At 58.6% G+C, this 23,393-nt stretch carries 21 protein-coding genes; 16 read left to right on the top strand and 5 right to left on the bottom strand.

The genetic code is table 11. The annotated features are described in order from the left end of the window. Window positions 1-72: 72 nt before the first annotated feature. The 4 genes from QZ534_RS09615 to nadB are packed head-to-tail and all read right to left on the bottom strand — an operon-like array spanning window position 73 to window position 3,455. On the bottom strand, window positions 73-1,068 hold the full coding sequence (locus QZ534_RS09615) for a folate-binding protein (RefSeq protein ID WP_296934037.1): 996 nt from the start codon (window positions 1,066-1,068) through the stop codon (window positions 73-75). Between the two features lie 21 nt (window positions 1,069-1,089). Then, on the bottom strand, window positions 1,090-1,554 hold the full coding sequence (locus QZ534_RS09610) for a hypothetical protein (protein WP_296934035.1): 465 nt from the start codon (window positions 1,552-1,554) through the stop codon (window positions 1,090-1,092). Further along, entirely contained in the window at window positions 1,538-1,810 is a 273-nt protein-coding gene (locus QZ534_RS09605) for a succinate dehydrogenase assembly factor 2 (RefSeq protein ID WP_296934033.1), read from the bottom strand. Before QZ534_RS09605 ends, QZ534_RS09610 begins: the two co-directional genes overlap by 17 nt. 40 nt (window positions 1,811-1,850) lie before the next feature. Beyond that, window positions 1,851-3,455, bottom strand: coding sequence for an L-aspartate oxidase (nadB, locus tag QZ534_RS09600; RefSeq protein WP_296934032.1), 1,605 nt, complete (start codon window positions 3,453-3,455; stop codon window positions 1,851-1,853). Between the two features lie 134 nt (window positions 3,456-3,589). On the opposite strand from nadB, the gene rpoE reads away from it, so the two are divergent. The 13 genes from rpoE (at window position 3,590) to pdxJ (ending at window position 16,964) form a co-directional block, all read left to right on the top strand. After that, complete coding sequence (rpoE, locus tag QZ534_RS09595) at window positions 3,590-4,276, top strand: RNA polymerase sigma factor RpoE (protein ID WP_296934031.1); 687 nt, start codon at window positions 3,590-3,592, stop codon at window positions 4,274-4,276. Window positions 4,277-4,291: 15 nt separating this feature from the next. Next, a complete protein-coding gene (locus QZ534_RS09590) occupies window positions 4,292-4,852 on the top strand; it encodes a sigma-E factor negative regulatory protein (RefSeq protein WP_296934029.1) in 561 nt (186 codons plus the stop codon). 65 nt (window positions 4,853-4,917) lie between these two features. After that, complete coding sequence (locus tag QZ534_RS09585; RefSeq protein ID WP_296934124.1) at window positions 4,918-5,892, top strand: MucB/RseB C-terminal domain-containing protein; 975 nt, start codon at window positions 4,918-4,920, stop codon at window positions 5,890-5,892. Then, on the top strand, window positions 5,889-6,338 hold the full coding sequence (locus QZ534_RS09580) for a SoxR reducing system RseC family protein (protein ID WP_296934027.1): 450 nt from the start codon (window positions 5,889-5,891) through the stop codon (window positions 6,336-6,338). The genes QZ534_RS09585 and QZ534_RS09580 overlap by 4 nt, the downstream gene beginning before the upstream one ends. A 136-nt stretch (window positions 6,339-6,474) precedes the next feature. Beyond that, complete coding sequence (locus QZ534_RS09575) at window positions 6,475-7,899, top strand: DegQ family serine endoprotease (RefSeq protein ID WP_296934123.1); 1,425 nt, start codon at window positions 6,475-6,477, stop codon at window positions 7,897-7,899. 127 nt (window positions 7,900-8,026) lie between these two features. Beyond that, complete coding sequence (locus tag QZ534_RS09570) at window positions 8,027-10,753, top strand: EAL domain-containing protein (protein WP_296934026.1); 2,727 nt, start codon at window positions 8,027-8,029, stop codon at window positions 10,751-10,753. 104 nt (window positions 10,754-10,857) lie between these two features. Then, window positions 10,858-12,660: a translation elongation factor 4 gene (lepA, locus tag QZ534_RS09565; protein WP_296934024.1), complete on the top strand. Its 1,803-nt coding sequence runs from the start codon at window positions 10,858-10,860 to the stop codon at window positions 12,658-12,660. 12 nt (window positions 12,661-12,672) lie between these two features. Next, window positions 12,673-13,479 (top strand): signal peptidase I, encoded by an 807-nt coding sequence (lepB, locus tag QZ534_RS09560; RefSeq protein WP_296934022.1) that lies wholly within the window; start codon window positions 12,673-12,675, stop codon window positions 13,477-13,479. A gap of 26 nt (window positions 13,480-13,505) precedes the next feature. Further along, window positions 13,506-13,895, top strand: coding sequence for a DUF4845 domain-containing protein (locus QZ534_RS09555; RefSeq protein WP_296934021.1), 390 nt, complete (start codon window positions 13,506-13,508; stop codon window positions 13,893-13,895). Continuing rightward, complete coding sequence (gene rnc, locus QZ534_RS09550; protein WP_148608060.1) at window positions 13,892-14,581, top strand: ribonuclease III; 690 nt, start codon at window positions 13,892-13,894, stop codon at window positions 14,579-14,581. The genes QZ534_RS09555 and rnc overlap by 4 nt, the downstream gene beginning before the upstream one ends. Beyond that, window positions 14,581-15,498, top strand: a complete 918-nt coding sequence (era, locus tag QZ534_RS09545) for a GTPase Era (RefSeq protein WP_296934017.1) — start codon at window positions 14,581-14,583, stop codon at window positions 15,496-15,498. The genes rnc and era overlap by 1 nt, the downstream gene beginning before the upstream one ends. 7 nt (window positions 15,499-15,505) lie before the next feature. After that, entirely contained in the window at window positions 15,506-16,234 is a 729-nt protein-coding gene (recO, locus tag QZ534_RS09540) for a DNA repair protein RecO (RefSeq protein WP_296934015.1), read from the top strand. Then, complete coding sequence (pdxJ, locus tag QZ534_RS09535; RefSeq protein WP_296934013.1) at window positions 16,224-16,964, top strand: pyridoxine 5'-phosphate synthase; 741 nt, start codon at window positions 16,224-16,226, stop codon at window positions 16,962-16,964. Before recO ends, pdxJ begins: the two co-directional genes overlap by 11 nt. Window positions 16,965-16,976: 12 nt before the next feature. Here the strand turns inward: pdxJ and QZ534_RS09530 are convergent, their stop codons facing one another. After that, a complete protein-coding gene (locus tag QZ534_RS09530; RefSeq protein WP_296934011.1) occupies window positions 16,977-19,850 on the bottom strand; it encodes an ATP-binding protein in 2,874 nt (957 codons plus the stop codon). A gap of 225 nt (window positions 19,851-20,075) precedes the next feature. On the opposite strand from QZ534_RS09530, the gene cysM reads away from it, so the two are divergent. The 3 genes from cysM to QZ534_RS09515 all read left to right on the top strand — a co-directional run. Continuing rightward, window positions 20,076-20,969: a cysteine synthase CysM gene (gene cysM / locus QZ534_RS09525; protein ID WP_296934009.1), complete on the top strand. Its 894-nt coding sequence runs from the start codon at window positions 20,076-20,078 to the stop codon at window positions 20,967-20,969. 26 nt (window positions 20,970-20,995) lie between these two features. Then, on the top strand, window positions 20,996-22,345 hold the full coding sequence (rlmD, locus tag QZ534_RS09520; RefSeq protein ID WP_296934007.1) for a 23S rRNA (uracil(1939)-C(5))-methyltransferase RlmD: 1,350 nt from the start codon (window positions 20,996-20,998) through the stop codon (window positions 22,343-22,345). 57 nt (window positions 22,346-22,402) lie between these two features. After that, window positions 22,403-23,393: HD domain-containing protein (locus tag QZ534_RS09515; RefSeq protein ID WP_296934005.1), on the top strand; the 991-nt coding region annotated here is incomplete at its 3' end.

The raw sequence follows: 23,393 nt of genomic DNA, 5'->3' as shown, positions 1-23,393 counted from the left end.
ACGGTCCGAACAATCAAATATGTGAGCTACTGCATAGCAAAATAGCAAATTCTGGCGCGTTTGCCTGTCAACTTATGTATCTGATTGTGCGCTTTTTTCCCTTTCGGGCACCGGGTAGGGCAGTGGCATTGGCATCAGCGCCGCCTCCGGCATGCCATCCGGATGCAGAGGGCTATCGGCGGCATCGTGGCGCACAACAGCGAGTAGCTCTACGCTGCCGTCACGATATTTTACCGAGTTCACAACCTCTCCCACTGAACGTTCGCCTGCCAGCAATGCGCTTCCGGGAATTGGCAGGTTTTCTGCCTGTTCAATACGGAAACGGAACAGGCTCTTTTTCAATTGCCCGAGGAAATGCATCCGGGCAATCACTTCCTGGCCCGTGTAGCAACCCTTTTTGAAATGCACGCCGCCCACGTGTTGCCAGTTCAGCATCTGTGGTACGAAGGATTCCTGGGTGGCGGCGGTGAGTGAGGCGACTCCCGCAGCAATCTCGGAGGCCTGCCAGTCTGTCACTGGTATCCGGGCGCTGGCGGGAAGTACTATTTCACTGTCTTGTGTTTGCCAGAACTCATAGCGGGCAGTGCCCTCTGCTGTCGACTGGGTTTTCACGAGGATGCCGTCACGGAGTGCACAGGAGTCACCTGGTTCCTTGAGGCTTTCCAGTGCATTTTCGGCGAGCTTTTCGGCCAGCTCATTACCCAGAATCCCGACAATCCTGGTTTCCTGGGCCAGCTCCATGGTCGTTCCACGAAACAGCATCAGGTATTTGCGCAAGTGGCTGATGATGTCGTCAGCCAGCTCGGAAGGAAAGTCCATCAGGATATCTTCACCGGCCCGAACCATGCGGGTAAGGCAGTAGGCACGCCCTTTGGGAGTCGCTGCAGCCGCTCGCGGCGAGCGATCCGGGGTTACCTCGTCCAGGTTCTGGCTGAACTGGCCCTGAAGGAACTTGTCGGTGCCGGGGCCACTGATACGCACTACCACCCGGTCGTCGAGGACCGCCCAGCCACTGTTGGCCAGCGGATAGTCTGCAATGGCTGATACAGAAGAGTCTGTGTCGGTCATGGTGTGCTCCAGATCGGTGAATCAGGTGGATGGTTGCCCGGATCGGCCCAGTCTGAGCCAGACCCTCAGGCGACGGAAATCCTCTGCCGAAACGTTACCCGGCCTGCCGGGTGACGGCGCCAGCAGTATTGTGGTGTAAGACTGGAATCTTGTGCCTGCCGGCCGCAGTTTCAAGAGTGCCAGTCCCGACCAGATCCGGCTGGACGCCAGCGGAAGCACCTGCACCTGCCGGTGGTCTTCAAATCTGGCGTACATTTCACCCTGGTCGATCAGAAGGCCATTGACGGAGCGGCCTCCCAGGAGAAGCCCGCTGGCCCGGTACTCAAGCGCGGCGCCGCCCAGTGCAATCGGTGCTGCAACGAGTAGCCAGACCTTGCCGGCCAACGCCGCAATCAGCACGAACGCCAACAGCAACATCCAGGGCAGCACTGCCAGAATGCCAACCTGCAGGGAGGGGGTGAGCGTCAGCTCAATCCGGTTGGACACGTCTGAGGATAATGTCGACCATGCGTTGAAGGTCCGGATCTGCCGGACGGCTGCGCTGCATGAACCACTCGAACATGTCGTTGTCCTCGCAGGTAAGCAGCTTCTTGTAGCGGGCCTGATCCTCGGCATCGAGATCGCGGTAGGCCTCTTCCATGAATGGAATCAGGAGGTTGTCCAGCTCCAGCATCCCGCGGCGGCTGTGCCACCACAGGCGGTTGAATTCTGCTTTTTCGGTCGATTCGGGTGTCTCTGACATAGTGTTTTCCATTGAATCGTGTGTAACAGTCGGCGTTGGTTCAGGGCGCGAGCGTTCGGTAGGTCGTGGGGACCAGAACGGTATCACGGACCTCATTGAGCAGGCCGGGATAATCCAGCGTGTAGTGTAATCCGCGGCTTTCCCTGCGTTGCAGTGCCGAACAGATGATCAGGTCTGATACGGTGACCAGGTTACGAAGTTCCAGCAGGTCGTTGGTGACACGGTAATTGCTGTAGAACTCTCCGATCTCGGCAGACAGCAGGTCCACCCTGTGTTTGGCCCGCTGCAGGCGCTTGGTGGTCCGCACAATGCCCACGTAGTCCCACATGAAATGTCGCAGCTCGTCCCAGTTGTGGGAGATAACCACGTCTTCATCTGAATCCCGGACCTGGCTTTCGTCCCAGTCCGGGGCTTCCGGCGGTGGTGGAATGTCGGCTTCCCGGCGAGCAATATCTGCCGCCGCAGCGCGTCCGTATACGAGGCATTCAAGCAGGGAGTTGCTGGCCATGCGGTTGGCACCATGGAGGCCGGTGAAGGCGGCTTCGCCCACCACATAGAGCTGATTGACATCGGTCCTGGCCCGCTCGTCACTCATGACGCCGCCACAGGTATAGTGGGCGGCAGGCACCACAGGAATGGGCTCTCGGGTGATATCAATGCCAAAGCCCAGGCACTTCTCGTAGATGGTGGGGAAGTGGTGCTTGATAAAATCGGCGGGCTTGTGACTGATATCCAGGTACAGATGATCAGCACCCAGGCGCTTCATTTCATGGTCAATGGCCCGGGCAACGATATCCCGGGGCGCCAGTTCGCCGCGCTCGTCAAAGCGGTCCATGAACCGGGACCCATCCGGCAACTTCAGCAAGCCACCTTCCCCGCGCACGGCTTCCGTGATCAGGAAGGATTTCGCATGGGGGTGATACAGGCAGGTCGGGTGGAACTGGTTGAATTCCATGTTCGCCACCCGGCAGCCCGCACGCCATGCCATGGCGATGCCATCGCCGGACGCCCCATCCGGATTGGTTGTGTAGCGGTATGCCTTGGACGCGCCACCGGTAGCAATCACCGTGAATCGTGCCCGGAACAGCTCCACGTGGTTGTCTTCAAGATTCAGGATGTAGGCACCGACACATCGATTTCCCGGCAGGGACAGTTTGCGATTGGTGATCAGGTCCACCGCCACACGACCGGACATGAGCTCGATGTTTGGGCGTGCTTCTGCCTGGGACGTCAGAGTCGTTGAAACCGCATGGCCGGTGGCATCGGCTGCGTGAATGATGCGCCGGTGGCTGTGCCCGCCTTCCCGCGTCAGGTGGTAATGCTCATCGCGGTCCCGGGTAAAATCAACGCCGGAATCGATCAGCCAGTCAATGCTCTCCTTGCCGTGCTCCACGGTGAAGCGCACGGCATCCTCATGGCATAGGCCTGCGCCAGCGTTCAGAGTGTCGGTGATGTGGTTTTCGGTGGAGTCCTGATCATCGAGAACCGCAGCGATCCCTCCTTGCGCCCAGAGGGTTGCGCCACTGCTGATCTGGGCCTTGCTCACCACGCAGACTTTCAGATGCTCTGGCAGATTGAGGGCGACGGTGAGGCCGGCAGCTCCGCTGCCGATAATGAGAACATCGTATTCGAAGGACTGTGGCATCGGGTCGTTATCGCAGGCCATAATGTGGACGTGTATTGAACTAAACTTTACGCTTGCTGTCTATTTGGCCTGACAGGGTGAGCCGCCCTACAGGTGGCCGAGCCCGTTTCATTAACGGACGCCGGATAGCATCAATGACGCAGCGCAACTTGGTACAGGCCGGACAGCTGGCCATCAAATCAGGGAACCCCGGCAACCAGTCCATGACTCCGGATACAGAGAAACGTCAAGGCGAACATTCGGATAGCCAGACGGATCTGCAATTGGTCCGCAAGGTCCGCAATGGCGATCGCGCCGCCTTCGATCTTCTGGTGGTCAAGTACCAGTCCAGGGTCGCCTCTATTATAAGCCGTTACGTCTACGACAGTCAGGAAGTCATGGATCTGACCCAGGAAACCTTCGTCAAGGCGTTCAGGGCGATAGAGCGTTTCAGGGGCGACAGCGCCTTTTATACGTGGCTTTACCGGATTGCCGTGAATACCGCGAAGAATTATCTGGAATCCCGGGGGCGGCGCCCGCAGGGCAGTGCCGATTCGGCGGAGGCGGAGAATTTTGATGACGGCTCCCGGCTACGGGACACTGCATCGCCGGAACGGCTTCTGCAACGGGAACAGCTCCAGAAAGAACTGAACAGGGCGATTGCCCAGCTTCCCGAGGAGCTGCGTTCTGCCTTTCTGCTCAGAGAATACGATGGCCTGAGCTATGAGGACATCGCAGGGATTCTCGAGTGTCCGATCGGTACCGTCCGTTCACGAATATTCAGGGCCCGGGATGCGGTTGATAAGCATCTTGGACCTTTACTCAATCACTCCGTGACGTAATTGAGGTTGCATCCCATGGATGATCGTCTCAGAGAAACATTGTCCGCGATGATGGACGACGAAGCCGACGAACTATCGGTGCGTCGCCTGCTCTCACATGATAGCCAGGACGAAGTACGAGCCCAGTGGCAGCGTTGGCAGGATGTGCGGGACCTGATGCATGACGGTCACTCGCCGGCCCATGGAATGGATGTGAGTGTTGCCGTGCGTGAATTGCTCGATGGCCGCGGCTCCGGGGCAGTCCGGCCAGAGCCTGCCATTCAGGATAGGCAGTCGGGCCGATGGCACTGGCCGGCGGTCGCGATGGTTACCATGGCGCTACTGGTTGGCTTTGGTGCCGGTGCCGGCTGGGATTCGTCTGGTGCCGGTCCGGTTCAGTCCGTGACAGCCGCCGCACCGGAAACGTCTGTTCAGGACCAGCCAGTCAGGGAGATTGCCCTGCAGGGCCTTGATGAGGAGCAGTGGGAATATATGAGTCGCTACCTGCTGGAACATGCTCAGCATAACAGTGTCGGTGCCGGGCGGGGTGCCGTCGGCTATGCGCGACTGGTCAGCGCCAACGGTGCCGGCTACTGAATCGCGGAGTGAGTGTCATTATGCCTCGAGCCTTCATTAATTCAGTTCGGAGCCGTGCGCTTGCATTGCTCGTTGGTAGTCTGCTTGCGCTCGCTGGATCGCTTACGGCTGCTGCGGACGAAGATGAGGCATCGGTCTGGCTTGAAAGGCTCGGGCCGGCCCTGAACATGACCAGTTATCGAGGCGTTTTTGTTTACGCTCGAGGCGAGAGTGTGCATTCCATGCAGATTGCGCATCGCTACACTGATGGTGTTGTTGAGGAGCGGCTGGTGCTCCAGGATGGCGGCAGCGGCGAGATCGTTCGCAAGGGCATGAATGTGGTCTGCGTGCTTCCGGAAACAGGCCGCGTGAAACTCGATCAGGTAATTCCCTCGGGGCCGTTTGCCGAAGCGTTTACCAGCCAGCTGATGCCGGTTAGCCGGTGGTACCGGGCAGAAATGAAAGGGGAGGACCGGGTCGCAGGATACGATGTGGTTTCGGTGGCGCTGAGCGCCAAAGATACCGACCGTTATAGTCATCGGCTCTGGCTGGAAAAATCCACGGGGCTGTTGGTAAAGAGCCATGTCAGGAACGCTGAGGGCGAGGTGCTTGAGCAGTTCCAGTTCACCAGTCTGCACATTGGCGAGGACATTCCCGACAGCGAATTTGAGATTCGCACCCAGGGTCGGGAAATCTCCAGAACGCTGGGCGGGCCCGATCCCCAGGCATCCGTGGTCCAGCGCATGAACGGTTGGCAGCTTGGCTGGCGTCCGGAAGGGTTCGTACCTGCCGCGGCGCCGCGCTCCGGCAAGGGCCAGGCCATTGCCTTCTCTGATGGTTTGGCAGCTTTCTCGGTGTTCGTTGAACCTGCTGGTCCAGTACAGATGCCTACGGGTGCCTCCAAGATCGGCGCCACAACGATTTACATGCATCAGGTGAAGGAGGGGGGCAATGCCTTCCTGATCACGGTTGTGGGTGAACTGCCGCCACAAACAGCTCGCCAGGTGGCAGAGTCGGTCCGGATTGAGGACACATTGGCACTGGGTGCGGGTGACTCGTGATTACCGAAACCGGAAAGGTAGTTGCGCTCAAGGGCGACCGGGTCTGGGTTCAGACCATTCGAACCAGTGCCTGTCAGAGTTGCGCTGCCCGCAATGGCTGCGGCCAGAAAGTCCTTGCGGCGGCGTCTGGTGGGCGCGCCAACCAGATTCTGGTGGCAAACTCGATCAACGCCAGGGTCGGGGATGAGGTCACCATCGGTATTGACGAACAAGCGTTGCTGGGCGCTTCTCTGCTGGTCTATGCCTTACCGCTTATCCTGATGGTGGTTGCAAGTATTCTCGGGCACCACCTGTCTGGAGGGCACGATGGCACAGCGATGCTGTCCGCTATCGCCGGTCTGGCGCTGGGTTTTTTCGCAGGGCAGAAACTGCAACGCGCCGGCGGTAAGGATTATGAGCCCCGATTGGTCCGGGTAAACCGGATTGCCTCTGAAAACTGTCTGTAAACCCTACGGTTTTGTAAGTTGAAAATCGATGGGGTGAACCTCAAATTTAAGCCTATATGTTGAGAACAACAGGGGGTACCACATGTCGAGTGCAACAGCCGTTGCCCAACCGCCACGGAATTTGAAAGCCGCAAGGATGCCAGCCGTTTTGTTTCTCGTATTCTCCGCCATGCTGTTGATGGTCTGGAGTCAGGTCAGTGCGGCCCGCAGTTTGCCGGATTTTACCGAGCTGGTGGAGGAGAATGCGGGTGCTGTGGTGAACATCAGCACAACAACCGAACCCCGGCGCGGAAATTCCCGCTCTCCCGGAATGCCGTTTGATGAGCGGCAGCTCGAACAACTGCCCGAATTTTTCCAGGATTTCTTCCGCGGCCCCCAGTCTCCGTTTGGTGGCGGACCGGGTAACTCGCAGCCGCGTCGCTCCATGGGCTCCGGGTTTATCGTATCGTCGGACGGCTACGTACTGACCAACAACCATGTGGTTGAAGGCGCTGATGAGATCATCGTACGCCTGAACGACCGCCGCGAACTGCCTGCAACCCTGGTTGGAACCGATCCACGGTCCGACATGGCCGTGCTGAAGATAGAAAATGGGGATGATCTGCCAGTCGTGAAGGTAGGCCAGTCCCGGGATCTGAAAGTGGGTGAATGGGTCTTCGCCATTGGCTCGCCGTTCGGCTTTGATTATACGGTAACCGCCGGGATCGTCAGCGCCTTGGGTCGCTCGCTGCCATCAGAAAATTACGTCCCCTTTATTCAGACCGATGTGGCGATTAACCCGGGTAACTCCGGTGGCCCTCTGTTTAACCTGGATGGTGAGGTCGTGGGTATCAACTCCCAGATCTACACCCGCTCTGGTGGCTTCATGGGGGTCTCGTTTGCGATTCCCATCGACGACGCCATGAATGTCTTCCGTCAGTTGCGGGACAAGGGATCGGTGTCCCGTGGCTGGCTCGGCGTACTGATTCAGGAAGTCAATCGTGATCTGGCCGAATCCTTTGGTCTGAAGCGTCCACGCGGTGCATTGATTGCCGAGGTGATGGCCGATTCGCCGGCGCAGGCAGCCGGGCTGCAGGCAGGCGATATCGTCCTCAGCTATGACGGCGACGAGGTGCAGCTTTCCTCTGACCTGCCGCCCATGGTCGGTCGTACTCCGGTCGGTGAAACTGCCGAGCTGAGGGTTCTTCGCGGTGGTGAGGAAATTGAGCTTCAGGTTGAAATTGGCCGCCTGCCCGAGGAGGGAAGCCAGCAAGCTGCAGCGCCTTCCAGCGACAGCGGTGGTCCCGCGTCAGCGCCCCTGGGCATGATGGTTGAGCCACTGCCTGCGGATATGGCCGACTCCATGGGCGTTGAAGGCGGCGTTGTGGTCAATAATGTTGCGCGGGGTGCCGCGGCTGATGCCGGCATTCGTGCGGGTGACGTGATCACTGAAATCAACCGCCAGAAAGTGACTTCTGTACAGGAATTCCGCGAAGCTGTGCGGTCACTGCCTGAGGGCAAGGCGGTATCGGTCCGGGTGGTTCGCCAGGGACGGGCGTTGTATCTGGTGATGAAACCCTGATACCCGGCTGCTGAGCCGGATCATCGGACAGGAATGCCCCTGCAGGTGTTGGAAACGACACCTGCGGGGGCATTTGTTATACTCAGCGTTCCAATAAAAATGAGTGGCCATGGAACGGACCAGCCCGATGATGAACAGACAGGAACTCTCTCTTCGCAAGTTACTGGAATTTCGCAACGCCTGGGTCGCCTGGCTGATTTTCGCCGTTGCCATCGCTGTCACCTTGCTGCTTTGGCAGGTGTCCATCCGCCTGGTTGAAGACCGTACGGAAGCCCGTTTTCGAACCCAGTCCCTGCAACTCAAATCCGCCATTGAAGAACGTCTGCTGAACTATGAGCAGGTGCTGGCTGGTAGTGCCGGTCTGTTTGCGGTGACAGGAGACGTGTCCCGTGACCAGTGGCGCGAATACGTTGATAAGGTGGATATCAACCGTTACTACCCCGGGATTCAGGGCATTGGTTATGTTCGCCGTATCGGTGTCCGCCAGATGGCCGATCATATTGCCTCCGTCCGGGCAGAAGGTGTGCACAATTATCTGGTGAACCCGCTGGGCAGTGGCCCCTATTACTACCCCATGGTTTATCTGGAGCCGGGCACTGAGCGCAATCGTCGGGCCCTCGGCTACGATGCGTTCAGCGACCCCATCCATCGTCGTGCCATGGAGCAGGCCCGTGATGATGCCATCCCCACGGTGACTGCCAAGGTGGTGCTGGTTCAGGAAGAGCTTGGTGAAGACCAGGCAAGTTTCCTGATGTACTACCCGGTGTACCAGGGCGGGACCGTGCCCGAGATACGGGCCGAGCGCCGCATGATGCTGGCAGGCTACGTGTTCAGTGCCTTCCGGATGAACAACCTCATTGACGGCATCGTCGGCCTGATCTCGCCGTTTCTTGATGTCCGGATCTACGATGCCGGAGTGGTTGATCGGCAGAACCTGATGTACGGCTCAAATCTGGGGTCCCTCGATAACGAATTCAGTTTCCAGATGAGCCAGACCATCAGTCACGGTGGTCGCGATTGGCTGTTACAGACCCGTTCCACGCCTGCCTTTGATTTTCTGGCATCCGATCCGCGTCCCCCGATTGTTCTGGGTAGCGGACTGGTCATCAGTGTCCTGCTGTTCCTGTTCGTGCTTGCTCTCATCCGGTCACGCCTGATGGCACAGATCAGTGCCGGGCGCTATCGGGCAATTACCGAGGGCGCTGCCAACGTCACTCTGGTGATGGACCGTGCCGGGCAGGCCTTGTACGCCAGCCCGTCCAGCCTCGATATTCTTGGTTTTGAACCGGACCAGGTTCAGTCTCTCGACTTTGAGGAACTGGTTCACGGCGACGACTGGCCCCAGTTGCAGAAAGGCTTTGACGATTCCGTTCAGTCCCCGGGTAAGCAGATGCCTGTGATCCGGGTCCGTATCCGCGATGCCGGCGGGCAGTGGCGGGATATGGAAGGCACCTTTACCGCAATGCTGTCGGTGCCCGGTGTTAATGGGGTTGTGCTCAGTCTGCGGGATCTGACTCAGCTCAAGGCGGCCCAGTCCGAACTGCACCGCTTGGCATTCTACGATCCGCTCACAGGGCTGGCGAACCGGCAACTGTTCCGGGATCGCCTCAATCATGTGGTCAGCCGCAGCCGCCGGAGTGGTGAGCCGGCCGCCCTCATGTTCCTGGACCTGGACGGGTTCAAGCGGATCAACGATACCCTGGGTCATGATTCCGGGGATGAGCTCCTTCGCCAGGTGGCCCAGTGGCTGGTGGGTTGCGTCCGGGAAGAGGATTCGGTTGCCAGGCTCGGGGGCGATGAATTCGTGGTGCTGTTGTCACGGATCAGTGATTCGGACGCCGCCAGCAAGGTGGCAGAGACAATCCTGCGCAGCCTGTGCCAACGAATCCGGCTGAATGATCACGAAGTCGGTATCACGGTCAGTATCGGCATTACCATGATCCCCCACGACAGCGAGGATGCCGGTACCCTGATGAAGTATGCCGATCTGGCCATGTATCGTGCCAAGGAGCTGGGTCGCAATACCTTCCAGTTCTTTACGCCGGCGATGAATATCAAGGCGGCGCGACGGCTTCTGCAGCAGGAGGAGTTGGCCACGGCCCTCGATGGCGATCGCTTCGTCCTGCATTACCAGCCGAAGATTGATCTGGCCAGCGAGCGGGTCATCGGGGTCGAGGCGTTCCTGCGCTGGCATCATCCCGAGAAAGGCCTTGTCTCTGCCCAGCAGTTCATCGGTCTTGCCGAGGAGACGGGCCTGATTGTCCGCCTCGGTGAATGGGCGCTGAGACAGGCCTGTATTCAGGTTCAGGCCCTGGAACGGGCCGGTTTCGAATCCCTGAAAATGGCAGTGAATCTGTCGGTTCGCCAGCTGACCGATTCCGGCTTCCTGGATATGATTCGCCAGGTCATCACCGAAACCGGTGTCTCGCCCGAGCGCCTGGAGCTGGAAATGCCGGCGGAATTGCTCAACGAAGATCCTCGAATGCTCCGGGAGTTGCTGGTGTCGCTCCATGATTTGGGGGTCTGTCTGATTCTCGATGATTTTGGGACCGGTTCCTGTTCTCTGGTCTCGCTGCAACAGCTGCCTCTGGATGTGATCAAGATCGATCACCGGTTCATTCGGGATATTCCTTACAATGTCAGTGCCACCGATGTTGCCTCCGCAGTCATTGCCCTGGCCCGCAAGCTGCACCTCACAGTGGTTGCAGAGGGTGTGGAAACCCCGCAGCAGCTGAGCTTCCTCAAAACCCATGGCTGTGCCCAGTGCCAGGGCAACCTGTTCAGCTATCCGCTGGACGAGGATGCCCTAATTGGTTTCCTGATCCGGCAATACGAAAGGCCGCTGATTTCCTGATCATGGCAATGGCGGCCGGTAACCGGTAAAATCACGCCGTTCCCGGATCCCGGTAGCGGCCCCTCCGGGCTCAATCCTTCGTCTTAACTGAGTATTCATCGTCTGTGACTGAACTGAGCCGAATCCGTAACTTTTCCATCATCGCCCACATTGACCATGGCAAATCCACGCTGGCAGACCGTTTCATACAGGTCTGCGGTGGCCTGACCGACCGTGAAATGGCCGAGCAGGTCCTGGACTCCATGGATCTCGAACGTGAGCGAGGGATTACCATCAAGGCCCAGAGTGTCACGCTGAATTACAAAGCCCGTGACGGTCAGGAGTACAAGCTGAACTTCATCGACACCCCGGGTCATGTGGATTTTTCCTACGAGGTTTCCCGGTCGCTCTATGCCTGCGAAGGCGCCTTGCTGGTGGTGGATGCCGGGCAGGGCGTTGAGGCTCAGTCCGTGGCCAACTGCTACACCGCCATCGAACAGGGGCTGGAAGTGGTGCCGGTTCTGAACAAGATGGATCTGCCCCAGGCCGAGCCGGAGCGGGTAGCGGCGGAAATCGAGGATATCATCGGTATTGAAGCCTCGGATGCGGTGCGCTGCAGCGCCAAGAGCGGCATGGGTGTTGAGGACGTGCTGGAAGATCTGATCAGGAAGATCCCGCCACCCAAGGGTGACCGCAGTGCGCCCCTGCAGGCGCTGATTATCGATTCCTGGTTCGACAACTATCTGGGCGTTGTGTCTCTGGTGCGGGTGACCGAAGGTACCCTGAAAAAGGGCGACAAGATTGTCATAAAGTCCACCGGTAAAGCCTGGAACGCCGACAAGGTCGGTATATTCAATCCCAAGCCGAAAGACACCGACATGCTCGAAGCCGGCGATGTCGGTTTCGTGGTGGCGGGAATCAAGGATATTCATGGCGCACCCGTTGGCGACACCATCGTGCATCAGAAATTCGCCGAGCAGACGCCCATGCTTCCCGGGTTCAAGAAGGTCAAGCCCCAGGTTTATGCGGGGCTGTTCCCGGTCAGTGCCGATGACTACAACGATTTCCGGGATGCTCTGGAAAAGCTCACCCTGAACGATGCCTCGCTGTTTTTCGAGCCGGAGAACTCCGATGCCCTTGGCTTCGGTTTCCGCTGTGGCTTCCTCGGCATGCTGCACATGGAGATTATCCAGGAGCGGCTGGAACGGGAATACGACATCGACCTGATCACCACGGCGCCCACGGTGATCTATGAGGTGGTTACCAAGCAGGGTGAGACCCTGTCGGTAGACAACCCGTCCCGGCTTCCGGATATTGGTTCCATTGAGGAAATGCGTGAGCCGATTGTGGAAGCGAATATCCTGGTGCCCCAGGAGCATATCGGTAACGTGATTGCGTTGTGCGAGGAAAAGCGTGGCGTGCAGAAGAACATGCACTTCATGACGACCCAGGTACAGCTCACCTATGAGCTGCCCATGGCCGAAGTGGTGATGGACTTCTTCGACCGGATCAAGTCGGCCAGCCGCGGCTTCGCCTCTCTGGATTATCATTTTACCCGCTTCCAGACCGCCAATCTGGTGCGGCTGGATGTGCTGATCAACGGTGAGCGCGTTGATGCCCTGGCCCTGATCGTGCACAAGGAGCAGGCCCATCACAAAGGTCGCCAGTTGATCGAGAAGATGAAAGAACTGATTCCGCGGCAGATGTTCGATATCGCCATTCAGGCCGCCATCGGCAACCAGGTGGTGTCGCGGGTTACCGTCAAGGCGTTACGCAAGAACGTAACCGCCAAGTGTTACGGTGGTGATGTCAGCCGGAAGAAGAAACTGCTGCAGAAGCAGAAAGAAGGTAAAAAGCGTATGAAGCAGCTGGGTAATGTCGAGGTGCCTCAGGAAGCGTTTCTTGCCGTATTGAAAGTGGATAAATAAAAGGCCTCCTGGATGGATATCGATTTTCCCCTGGTACTGGTAGTACTGACCTTTGCGACGGGTCTGATCTGGCTGGCGGACAAGCTGTTTCTTCGTGAGCGTCGTCTTGCTGCCTACCGTGCCAGTGGTGCTGCCGGAGAAACGGGTGCTGGCTCATCCGCGGAGTCCGAGGAACCGAAAGAACCCTACCTGGTCGACCTGAGCCGCTCGTTTTTCCCGGTGTTGGCGATTGTGCTGGTTCTGCGCTCCTTCCTGGTGGAGCCGTTCCAGATTCCCTCCGGGTCCATGCTACCCACCCTCGAGGTGGGCGACTTCATTCTGGTGAACAAATACGCCTACGGATTGAGATTGCCTGTGGCCGGCACCAAGGTGATCCCGGTTGGCGATCCCCAGCGGGGAGATGTGATGGTGTTCCGCTACCCGGAAGATGGCCAGACCAACTACATCAAGCGGGTGATCGGTCTGCCGGGCGATCACATCCGTTACCGTGACAAGCAGCTGTTCATCAATGGTGAGAAGGTCGAAACGCGATTTATCGCGAGACTGCCGCCCATGGAGTTGCGCCGTGAAGATCTGGGTGAAGTCGAGCACGACATTTTCCTGACCATGGGTCGGTCCGGTGGCAGTGGCGAGGGTGAGTGGCTGGTGCCGGAGGGCCATTATTTTGTCATGGGTGACAATCGCGACAACAGTAATGACAGCCGCTACTGGGGCACGGTCCCGGACGAGCTGGTGGTGGGCAAGGCCTTTGCTATCTGGATGCACTGGAAATCCCTTACCAGTCTGCCATCCTTTGATCGTGTGGGCGGAATCGAGTAATTCGGACTATCTGGAGCGCAGTCATAATGAAGAAAAACAATCTTTCCGGCATGGGCCGTCAGCGGGGTGCCTCGGCATTGACCATGATGGTTATGGTGCTGTTTTTTGGTGGTCTGCTGACGCTGGTGATCAAGCTGGGCCCGGCCTACCTGGATGACATCACCATTCAGGAGGCGCTGGAAAGTCTTGATGGCACAGAGGGTCTCTCCCAGATGGGGCCTGCCCAGGTCCGCACACTGATTAACAAGCGGCTCAGTGTGAACAATGTCCGGGGTTTCGATGCCAAGAATATTTCGGTCGATAAAGACGGCGATCTGGTCGTCATCAACGTTGATTACGAAGTGCGCAACAACCTGTTCAGCAATGTGGATACGGTAGTTCACTTCAAACACACCTATGAGATGAAGGGCAAGTGAGTTCACAACCGGACCTGGATCAGTTACAGCGGCGCATCGGCTATCAGTTCAAATCGCCGGAGCGACTTTTGCTGGCACTCACTCACCGGAGCTACGGAAACCAGAATAACGAACGCCTGGAATTTCTCGGCGACTCCATCGTGAACATGGTTATTGCCGAGTATTTGTTTCTGCACTTCGAAAAAGCCCGTGAAGGCCAGCTGAGCCGTCTGCGGGCCCGCATGGTAAAGGGCGTGACGCTCGCCGAGATCGGTCGCGAGTTCCAGCTTGGAAGTTACCTTCGCCTGGGCTCTGGCGAACTGAAAAGCGGCGGGTTCCGTCGGGAATCCATCCTGGCCGATGCGGTGGAGTCCATCATCGGTGCGATCTATCTCGACAGTGACTTTCATACCTGCAGGGAGCAGGTGTTGCGCTGGTTCGAGCATCGGTTGGAGAAGCTTGATCTCCAGGATACCCAGAAAGATCCCAAGACCCGTTTGCAGGAATACCTTCAGTCCCGCCAGTTTCCGCTTCCACGCTATGACGTCATTTCCGTGGACGGCGAGGCCCACAACCAGACATTCCATGTATCCTGTGCGCTGCCGTCGCTGGACCGAAAGACCACCGGGACTGGCAGTAGCCGCCGGGTGGCCGAGCAGCAGGCAGCCCGTAACGCCCTGAAAGAACTGGGCGTGGAGAACCAGTAATGAAAGATATCACTCGTCCGGAAAACCCGGACAGTCGCTGCGGATTTGTGGCCATCGTCGGTCGCCCGAATGTGGGCAAGTCCACGTTGCTGAACCATATCCTCGGGCAGAAGCTGAGCATCACTTCCCGCAAGCCGCAGACCACCCGTCATCAGGTGTTGGGTATCAAGACCGTGGGGCCGGTGCAGGCGATCTATGTGGACACACCAGGCATGCACGAGGAGGAGCCCCGTGCCATTAACCGCTACATGAACAAGGCGGCCACGTCGGCGCTCATTGATGTCGATGTGGTGGTGTTTGTGGTGGACCAGCTGGCCTGGACTACCGCGGATGAGATGGTGCTGGAGAAACTCAGTCGCCTGAAATGCCCTGTGATCCTGGCGGTGAACAAGGTCGACAAGATCGAAAAGCGGGAAAGCCTGCTGCCGCATCTGGATATGCTCTCGAAAAAGCGCGAGTTTGCCGAAATTATTCCCCTTTCAGCCCTGAAAGAGACCAATCTTGAGCCTCTGGAGGAGGCGGTGGGGCGTTACCTGCCGGAGAGTATCCACTTCTACCCGGATGATCAGATCACCGACCGCAGTGAACGTTTCCTGGCCTCGGAGATTGTCCGGGAAAAGATCACCCGCCAGTTGGGAGCCGAGTTGCCTTACTCGGTTGCCGTGGAGATCGAGGAGTTCAAGCGCGAGGGCAAGACCCTGCACATTTCCGCCCTGATCCTGGTCGAGCGTGAAGGCCAGAAGAAGATCATCATCGGCGAGAAAGGCGAGCGGATGCGCCGTATCGGTCAGGAGGCGCGCACGGATATGGAGCGACTGTTCGACAGCAAGATCATGTTGAGGCTCTGGGTCAAGGTGAAGCGCGGCTGGGCAGACAGCGATCGGGCCCTGAAGAGCCTGGGCATGAACGACCTCTGAGGCGTCTATGAAGGGGCCTGAGCTGCAGGAACCCGCTTATGTCCTTCACCGCCGGCCTTGGCGGGAAACCAGTCTCATGGTGGATCTGTTTTCCCTGAACCATGGCAGGATGACCGTCATCGCCCGGGGTGCCAACAGCGCCAAAAGCCCCCTGAAAGCCCAGCTACAGCCCTTCCAGCCCCTGGTGGTGGACTGGGCCGGTCGGGGCGACCTGAAAACCCTTACCCAGGTCGATGTGCGAACGGGTCCCGGGCTTACCCGAACAGTGGCCCTTTACAGTGGCCTTTATCTGAACGAACTGCTACAGCGGGTTCTGCCCGCTGCTGACCCCCATCCGACGCTCTTTGCGGCCTATATCGATGCGATTCGGCAGTTGTCCGACACAACGGATGTGGAGCCTGTGCTGCGGCGTTTCGAGCTCGCCTTTGCCTCCGCCCTGGGCTACGACTTCGCCTGGGATCTTGCCACTGATACCGGACAATCCGTCGAGCCCAACCGGGAGTATTGTTATGATCCGGAGCAGGGCATTGTGTCCGGGCTGTCGCCCGGCGTGCGCCTTCGGAGTCTGCCGGGTGACGTCTTATTGGATCTGGCCCGGGATAACTTTCAATCGGACCGCTGTCGGCGGCTGGCGAAGCGGGTCATGCGGGTACTGATCGATTATCTTCTGCAGGGGCGTCCCCTGAACAGTCGCAGCCTTTTCACTCACCTCCGGGGAGAATCCCATGAATCCTAGAGTACTGCTTGGCGTCAACATTGATCACGTGGCCACCCTCCGTCAGGCGAGGGGGACCCGATATCCGGATCCGGTTCAGGCCGCACTGATGGCCGAGGAAGCCGGGGCAGATGGCATTACGATCCATCCCAGGGAAGACCGGCGTCATATCCAGGATCGGGATGTGCTGTTACTCAAGGAAGTGCTCCAGACCAAGATGAACCTGGAGATGGCGGTTACCGATGCCATGCTGGCATTTGCCGAGCAGGTGCGGCCGGAATGCGTCTGCCTTGTGCCGGAGAAGCGTGAGGAATTGACCACCGAGGGCGGTCTGGATGTGGAGGGGCAGGAATCCCGCGTGGCCAAAGCCTGTGAGCGTCTCGCCCGGATTGGTGCGGAAGTTTCATTGTTTATTGATCCGGACCCGGCCCAGATTGATGCCGCAGTTCGTTGCGGTGCGCCGGTAGTGGAGCTGCACACTGGAGAGTATGCGGAAGCCGAAACGCCAGAGGCTGAGAATGCCGCATTCAAGACCATTGCCGACGCGGTGGCCTATGCCCGCAAGAAAGGGCTTATCGTCAATGCCGGCCACGGCCTGCACTATCACAACACCGAGCGGGTAGCGGCGATTCATGGCATCAACGAACTGAATATCGGCCATGCCATTATCGCCCGCGCCGTTTTTACCGGTCTGAAAGAAGCGGTCCGGGATATGAAAATCATAGTTGATCAGGCCCGGGGTCGGGCCTGACTCGACGCCGCCTCAGGTCGTTTCGGCGGCCTCGTGGCGTTCCCGGAACAGCTGTTGCCAATCGGTCTGGTCGCTCCAGATCTGTAGGCGCTCCATTGCCGAGAGTAGCTGGTCTTTCTGGTGCTCCAGGTCCGGGGCAGCGCACTTGATCGCTGTTTCCAGATGGTTGGCTGCGGCCCGCAGTTCCGGTACGCCGCAGTAGCGGGTAGCGCCGTGGAGTTTGTGAACACACTCCAGAAGCTCATCCATACTGTCGTTGCTCCACAGGTCCGGAACGCGCTGCCGATCCACGTGGACCTGTTCCAGCAGCATGCTGAACAGTTCTTCCGCAAGATCCGCCTTGCCTGCGGCCAGTTGAATGCTCTCGTCCACGCTGACACAGTCCTGCTGCATTTTTCGCGTTGACGGCCGCAGGGCCCGGCGTGTGTCGCGGACTTCCGGCACGGGAAGGCGGCCGCTGCCACCGTTCTTCGGGCAGACATAACCCGTGTACTCATGGATGATTTCGGTCAGCTGACCACTGCTGATGGGTTTGGGCATGTAGCCATCGAAGCCTTGTTTGGTCAGCCGTTCCTGCTCGTCCGCCAGAGCATGGGCGGTGAGGGCAATGATCGGAGTCCGGTGGTTACCGGTATCCATTTCTCTCAGCCTGGCAGTCGTTTCCACGCCGTCCATGCCGGGCATCTGCAGATCCATGAACACCAGATCGAAGGGTTTCTGTCTGGCCTTGCTCAGGGCTTCAAAGCCGCTGGAAGCGCCTTCAGCTTCCAGTTGGCAGTCTTCCAGCAGTGTCATAACAAGCTTCAGGTTGGCGTCATTGTCATCCACTGCCAGTACCCGGGGGACATTGGTGGTGGTCACGCGGTTGGCTGAAATTTCGTATTCGGGGGCACGCCCGCTGGAATTGATACCGTGCACCAGCAGCAGAAGCTCATCGTACAGGGAATCGCGACACACCGGTTTGGTGAGATGGCCGCTGGCGAGCCCCGAAAGTGGTGTGTCGTGGGTTTCGAGGGTGGGGGTCAGCAAGAGTGTCCTGCAATCCCGTTCGATCTCCAGGGTACGGACAAGGCTGCAGTACTGGCTTGAATTGAGCAGGTGCCGGGTAATGCCGACAATAGCCACGGCATACCCGGCCTGGCTTTTCTGGGCTTCCTCGATCTGTTCCTGCAGTGCACCGGGTGAGGCCACCCGGTCCACCACCATGCCCCAGTCCCGCAACAGGTGTTCTACGGCCAGGCCGGTGGTTTTCTGCTGTTCCAGGTAGATGACCCGTTCGCCCCGCAGGGCATCCCGGGGGGCGATGGCCTCACCGGTGGTGGCAAGTTCCGAAGTGAGGGTAAACCAGAAGGTCGAGCCCTTGCCCAGTTCGCTTTCGAGCCCGATCTTGCCGCCCATCTCCTCGACCAGCCGCTTCGAGATGGCCAGTCCGAGTCCTGTGCCACCGTATTGCCGGGCCGTGGATGCGTCAGCCTGGCTGAAGGCATTGAACAGGGATTGCTGCTGGGCCCGGGAGAGGCCCACCCCGGAATCCGTAATGCTAAGGCGCAGAGTTACCCGGTTGTTATCGGTCTCTTCCTCTTCCAGGCTCGCCCGTAGCACCACTTCGCCGGTCTGGGTGAACTTGATGGCGTTGTTGACCAGGTTGGTGATCACCTGTTTCACCCGCAAGGGGTCACCCATAATGTTATCCGGCACATCGTTGTAGACCAGAGGCACCAGGTCCAGGTTTTTGGCATGGGCAGCCGGCGCCAGCATAACCATGACTTCCTCGACAATATCCCGCAACTGGAAGGGCACACGGTCGAGGATCAGCTTTCCGGCCTCAATCTTCGAGAAGTCCAGGATGTCGTTGATGATGGTGAGCAGGATCTCCGATGATTTCCTGATGGTGCTCAGGTGATCCCGCTGTTGCCTTGGCAGGGGGCTTTTCAGGAGCAGTTCGGTGAAGCCGATGATGCCGTTCAGCGGGGTGCGGATTTCGTGGGACATGTTGGCCAGGAACTCGGACTTTATCCTGCTGGCCTCCAGCGCCTCTTTCCGGGCGAAATCCAGCTCAATGTTCTGGATTTCGATGGTCTCCAGGGTTTCCCGGAGATCTTCAGTGGCCTGGTCGATGTTCTGCTGCATTTCTGCCTGGGCTTTGCTCAGTTCCTCGGCCATGGCGTTGAGCCCGGATTCCAGCTGTTCGAATTCCGGCCCGGCGCCGGTGTAGACCCGGGTATCCAGCTTGCCTTCCTTGAGCCTGGCAACCGCCTCGTTGAGTTCGAATACCGGGCTGGTGAACGCGCGGCTCAGGCGCAGTGCAATGGCCATGCTGAGAATGACGCCGCCGAGAATCAGCAGCAGGGAGATCAGCAGGGCTTTGTAGGTCTCCTTTTCGGTGCGGATGTGGGACATTTCCACAACTACCCAGCCCAGAGGCTCCCGCAGGTTCGACATGGACTGGCGGGCATCCGGGTCGAGCATGCTCTCGATCATCAGGTCCTGGAGAAAAACGGGGGTGATGAAGCGGGTACTGTTCTCCCTGGAAATCCGGGTTGCGTGTTCGGCTGTGAGCTCTCCGGACTGCACGGTTTCGGAGCTTCCCGGCCCGGTATGGAGAAGGCGTGAGCCGTCGCTGCCAAAGAAGGTAATCGAGCGCACGTCCTGCTCTTCCAGCAGGGCATTGGAGAGGCTGCTGAGCAGGCTGCGGTTGGCGGTAAACAGGCCATACTCGGAACCGGCAGCGAGCTGGCGGGAAAGTGATTCGCCCCGATCCTTCAGCAGGCTTTCTATATTGTTAACCCAGCTGTAGGTGAAGAACAGCCCCAGCATCAGGGTCGTCAGCAGGGTGGGAACCAGCGTGACCACCAAAACTTTCTTGCGAATGCCCCAACGTCGCATACCGTGTTCCTGAATTATTGCTTTTGTCCGCACCGCAGGGCGGAAAACGTCCGTGTTAAGAATAGCTGATCCGGAACGGGATAACTGTGGTATCAGTCCCGGCCGTGCCGGAAAATCCCGTGTCGGATATAGCCGCCGGTCATGGATATAGCGAGAAGCTGTATTGGGAGACCGGGGCGATAACGCGTATCATGCGAAGCCAAAAGTGTACCACAGGGTTATCATATGCATTTTCCCACCATTGAAGATTATGTCGGGCACACCCCTCTGGTTCGCCTGCAGCGACTCCCCGGTGAGACGAGTAACGTGATTCTGGCCAAGCTGGAGGGGAATAATCCCGCAGGCTCGGTGAAGGACCGCCCGGCCATCAGCATGATCCAGGAGGCGGAGCGTCGGGGCGATATCAAACCGGGCGACACCCTGATTGAGGCGACCAGCGGCAACACCGGTATTGCCCTGGCCATGGCGGCTGCGATCAAGGGTTACCGCATGGTGCTGATCATGCCCGCGAACATGAGTGAGGAGCGTCGGGCATCCATGCGCGCCTACGGTGCGGAGATTGTCACGGTCACCAAGGAAGAGGGCATGGAAACCGCCCGGGACCTGGCGCTCAAGATGCAAGCGGAGGGCAAGGGCAGGGTGTTGGACCAGTTCAGCAACCAGGACAACCCATTGGCGCACTATCGCACGACCGGTCCCGAGATCTGGGAACAGACCGGGGGACGCGTTACCCACTTTGTCAGCTCCATGGGTACGACTGGCACTATCATGGGCGTGTCCCGTTACCTCAAGGAGCGCAATCCGGATATTCGTATTATCGGGCTCCAGCCCAAAGAGGGTGCGGCTATACCCGGGATCCGGCGCTGGCCCGAAGCCTACCTGCCGAAAATTTACGATGCCGCCCGGGTAGACGAGGTATTGGATATCGGTCAGGAAGAGGCCGAGAACACCATGAGGGCCCTGGCTTCCGAGGAAGGCATTTTCTGTGGCGTTTCCTCCGGCGGTTCGATTGCGGCGGCGCTCAAACTCTCGGAGCAGGTTGAAAACGCCATCATCGTGGCCATTATCTGTGACCGCGGCGACCGCTATCTTTCCACCGGTGTATTCCCCGGCGCCTGAACACGATTCTATCGAGAGACCCTGGTATGAGCAGACGACGCAGGAAGGTTCTTCCAAAAGAGCCCGTGCGCTGTGAGATTGAGACCTTGAGCCACGACGGCCGGGGCATCGCCCGTCAGGATGGCAAGACCCAGTTTGTAGATGGTGCCTTGCCGGGCGAAACGGTCATGGCGAAAGTGGTGTCCAGCCGAAGCAAGTTCGACGAATTGCGCGCCGAAGAGGTTCTGGAAGCCGTGCCGGAACGGCAGACGCCACCCTGCGAATTTGCCGACCTGTGCGGTGGCTGTAGCCTCCAGCATATGAGCGGGGATGCCCAGATCGCGTTCAAGGAGAACACCCTGCGGGAGCATTTTGCCCATTTTGGGGGCATTGAGCCTGAGGAGTGGATTGAGCCACTGCGCTCCGAGGAGAGCCTTGGTTATCGTCGCAAGGCTCGTTTGGGCGTTCGTTACGTTAAGGCCCGGGAGTCGGTTCTGGTCGGCTTCCGGGAAAAGCGCAACAGTTTCCTGACCGACATTGATCGTTGCGTGGTACTGGATCCTCGCATTGGTGAGCGCATATTGCCCCTGCGCAACATGCTGCATGATCTGGACGCGTATAGCCGGATTGCCCAGGTAGAAGTTGCCTGTGGCGACGATGTAGCCGTGATGGTGTTCCGGAACATGGATGACCTGTCGGACGGTGACCGGGAAAAGCTTATTGCCTTTGGCCAGGCCCACGATTTGCATATCTACCTGCAGCCAAAAGGCCCCGATACGGTGCATCGGATATGGCCGGAATCCTCTGGTTGGGATGATGAGCGGCTGAGCTACAGGCTGGAAGAATTCGACCTGACCATGAAATTTCATCCCATGGACTTTACCCAGGTCAATGCAGGCATTAACCGGGCGATGGTACACAGGGCCGTGGAATGGCTGGATATCCAGCCGGGTGAGCGCGTGCTGGATCTATTCTGCGGTCTGGGCAACTTTACGCTGCCCCTGGCCCGGAGGGGAGGACAGGTTGTTGGCGTGGAAGGTGATGAGACCATGGTCGTCCGCGGTCGGGAAAATGCGGAACTGAATGGCCTGGATAATGTCGATTTTCACGGTGCCGATCTGCACGGGGATTTCACCGGCCAGAGTTGGGCGAAGGAAGGGTTCGACAAGATCCTGATCGATCCGCCTCGCTCCGGTGCCGAGGAAATCTGCAAGTACCTCACCGCCTTCGGTGCGCGGAAGATCGTTTATGTCTCCTGTAACCCGGCCACCTTGGCACGTGATGCAGGCGTTATGGTGCGCAACGGCTATCGCCTGGTGCGCGCGGGTGTGATGGATATGTTTCCCCACACCACTCATGTGGAATCCATCGCCCTGTTCGAGCGGGATTCCGGCTGACGATGTTGTGGGCAGTCAGGGATGGCTGCGGAAACCATCAGGAATAACAAGACTGATATGGTAAAAGTTCGCGAAGACTACGCAATGACCGGCGATGGCCAGGTGGATATCGAGGGCTGGGTACAGCAGATAGCCTCGCAGACCCACCTGGAAGACCCGGACCAGTTCCGGCAGGCCTGCGAAAAGGCGGCGGAGATCGATCTCCAGGCGTTCCGGCAGGATCGGCAGTGGGCCCCCGGTTCCAGCAGCTTCCGGATCGGCATTGAAATGGCCCAGGTGCTGGCGGAGCTGCACCTGGATCAGGCCAGCCTGGTGGCAGCGATTCTTTACCGGGCAGTACGTGAAGAGCGCGTTCCGCTGGAGACGATCCGCAAGGAGTTTGGCGACGAGGTGGCGGGCCTGATCAACGGGGTGCAGCAGATGGCGGCGATTTCGTCCATCCACCACCCGCTGAAAGGGAACGTCCTCGGGCAGAGCGAAGGCCAGCTGGACAACGTCCGCAAGATGCTCGTCACCATGATTGACGACGTCCGGGTTGCCCTGATCAAGCTGGCCGAGCGGACCTGCGCCATTCGGGCGGTCAAGGACGCTCCGGAAGAAAAGCGCATGCGTGTGGCCCGGGAAGTGTTCGACATTTATGCGCCTCTGGCCCATCGGCTTGGCATTGGTCATATCAAGTGGGAGCTGGAGGATCTTTCCTTCCGCTACCTGCATGAGTCCGCCTATAAAAAGATTGCCAAGCTGCTGGACGAAAAACGCCTGGACCGCGACAGCTACATCAAGCGGGTCATTGAAACCCTGCAGACCGAATTGAAAGCCTACGGCATTGAAGGTGAGCTATCCGGCCGCGCCAAGCACATCTACAGTATCTGGCGGAAAATGCGGCGCAAGGGCATCGATTTCTCCCAGGTCTACGATGTCCGTGCTGTGAGAATTCTGGTCCCGGAAGTGCGCGACTGTTACGCCGCCCTGGGTATCGTCCACACGTTATGGCGCCATATTCCGAACGAATTCGACGACTACATAGCCAACCCCAAGGAAAACGGTT

It is taken from the genome of uncultured Marinobacter sp., assembly GCF_913055835.1.
Lineage (GTDB): Bacteria > Pseudomonadota > Gammaproteobacteria > Pseudomonadales > Oleiphilaceae > Marinobacter.
This window is presented reverse-complemented; position numbering and strand designations above follow the sequence as displayed.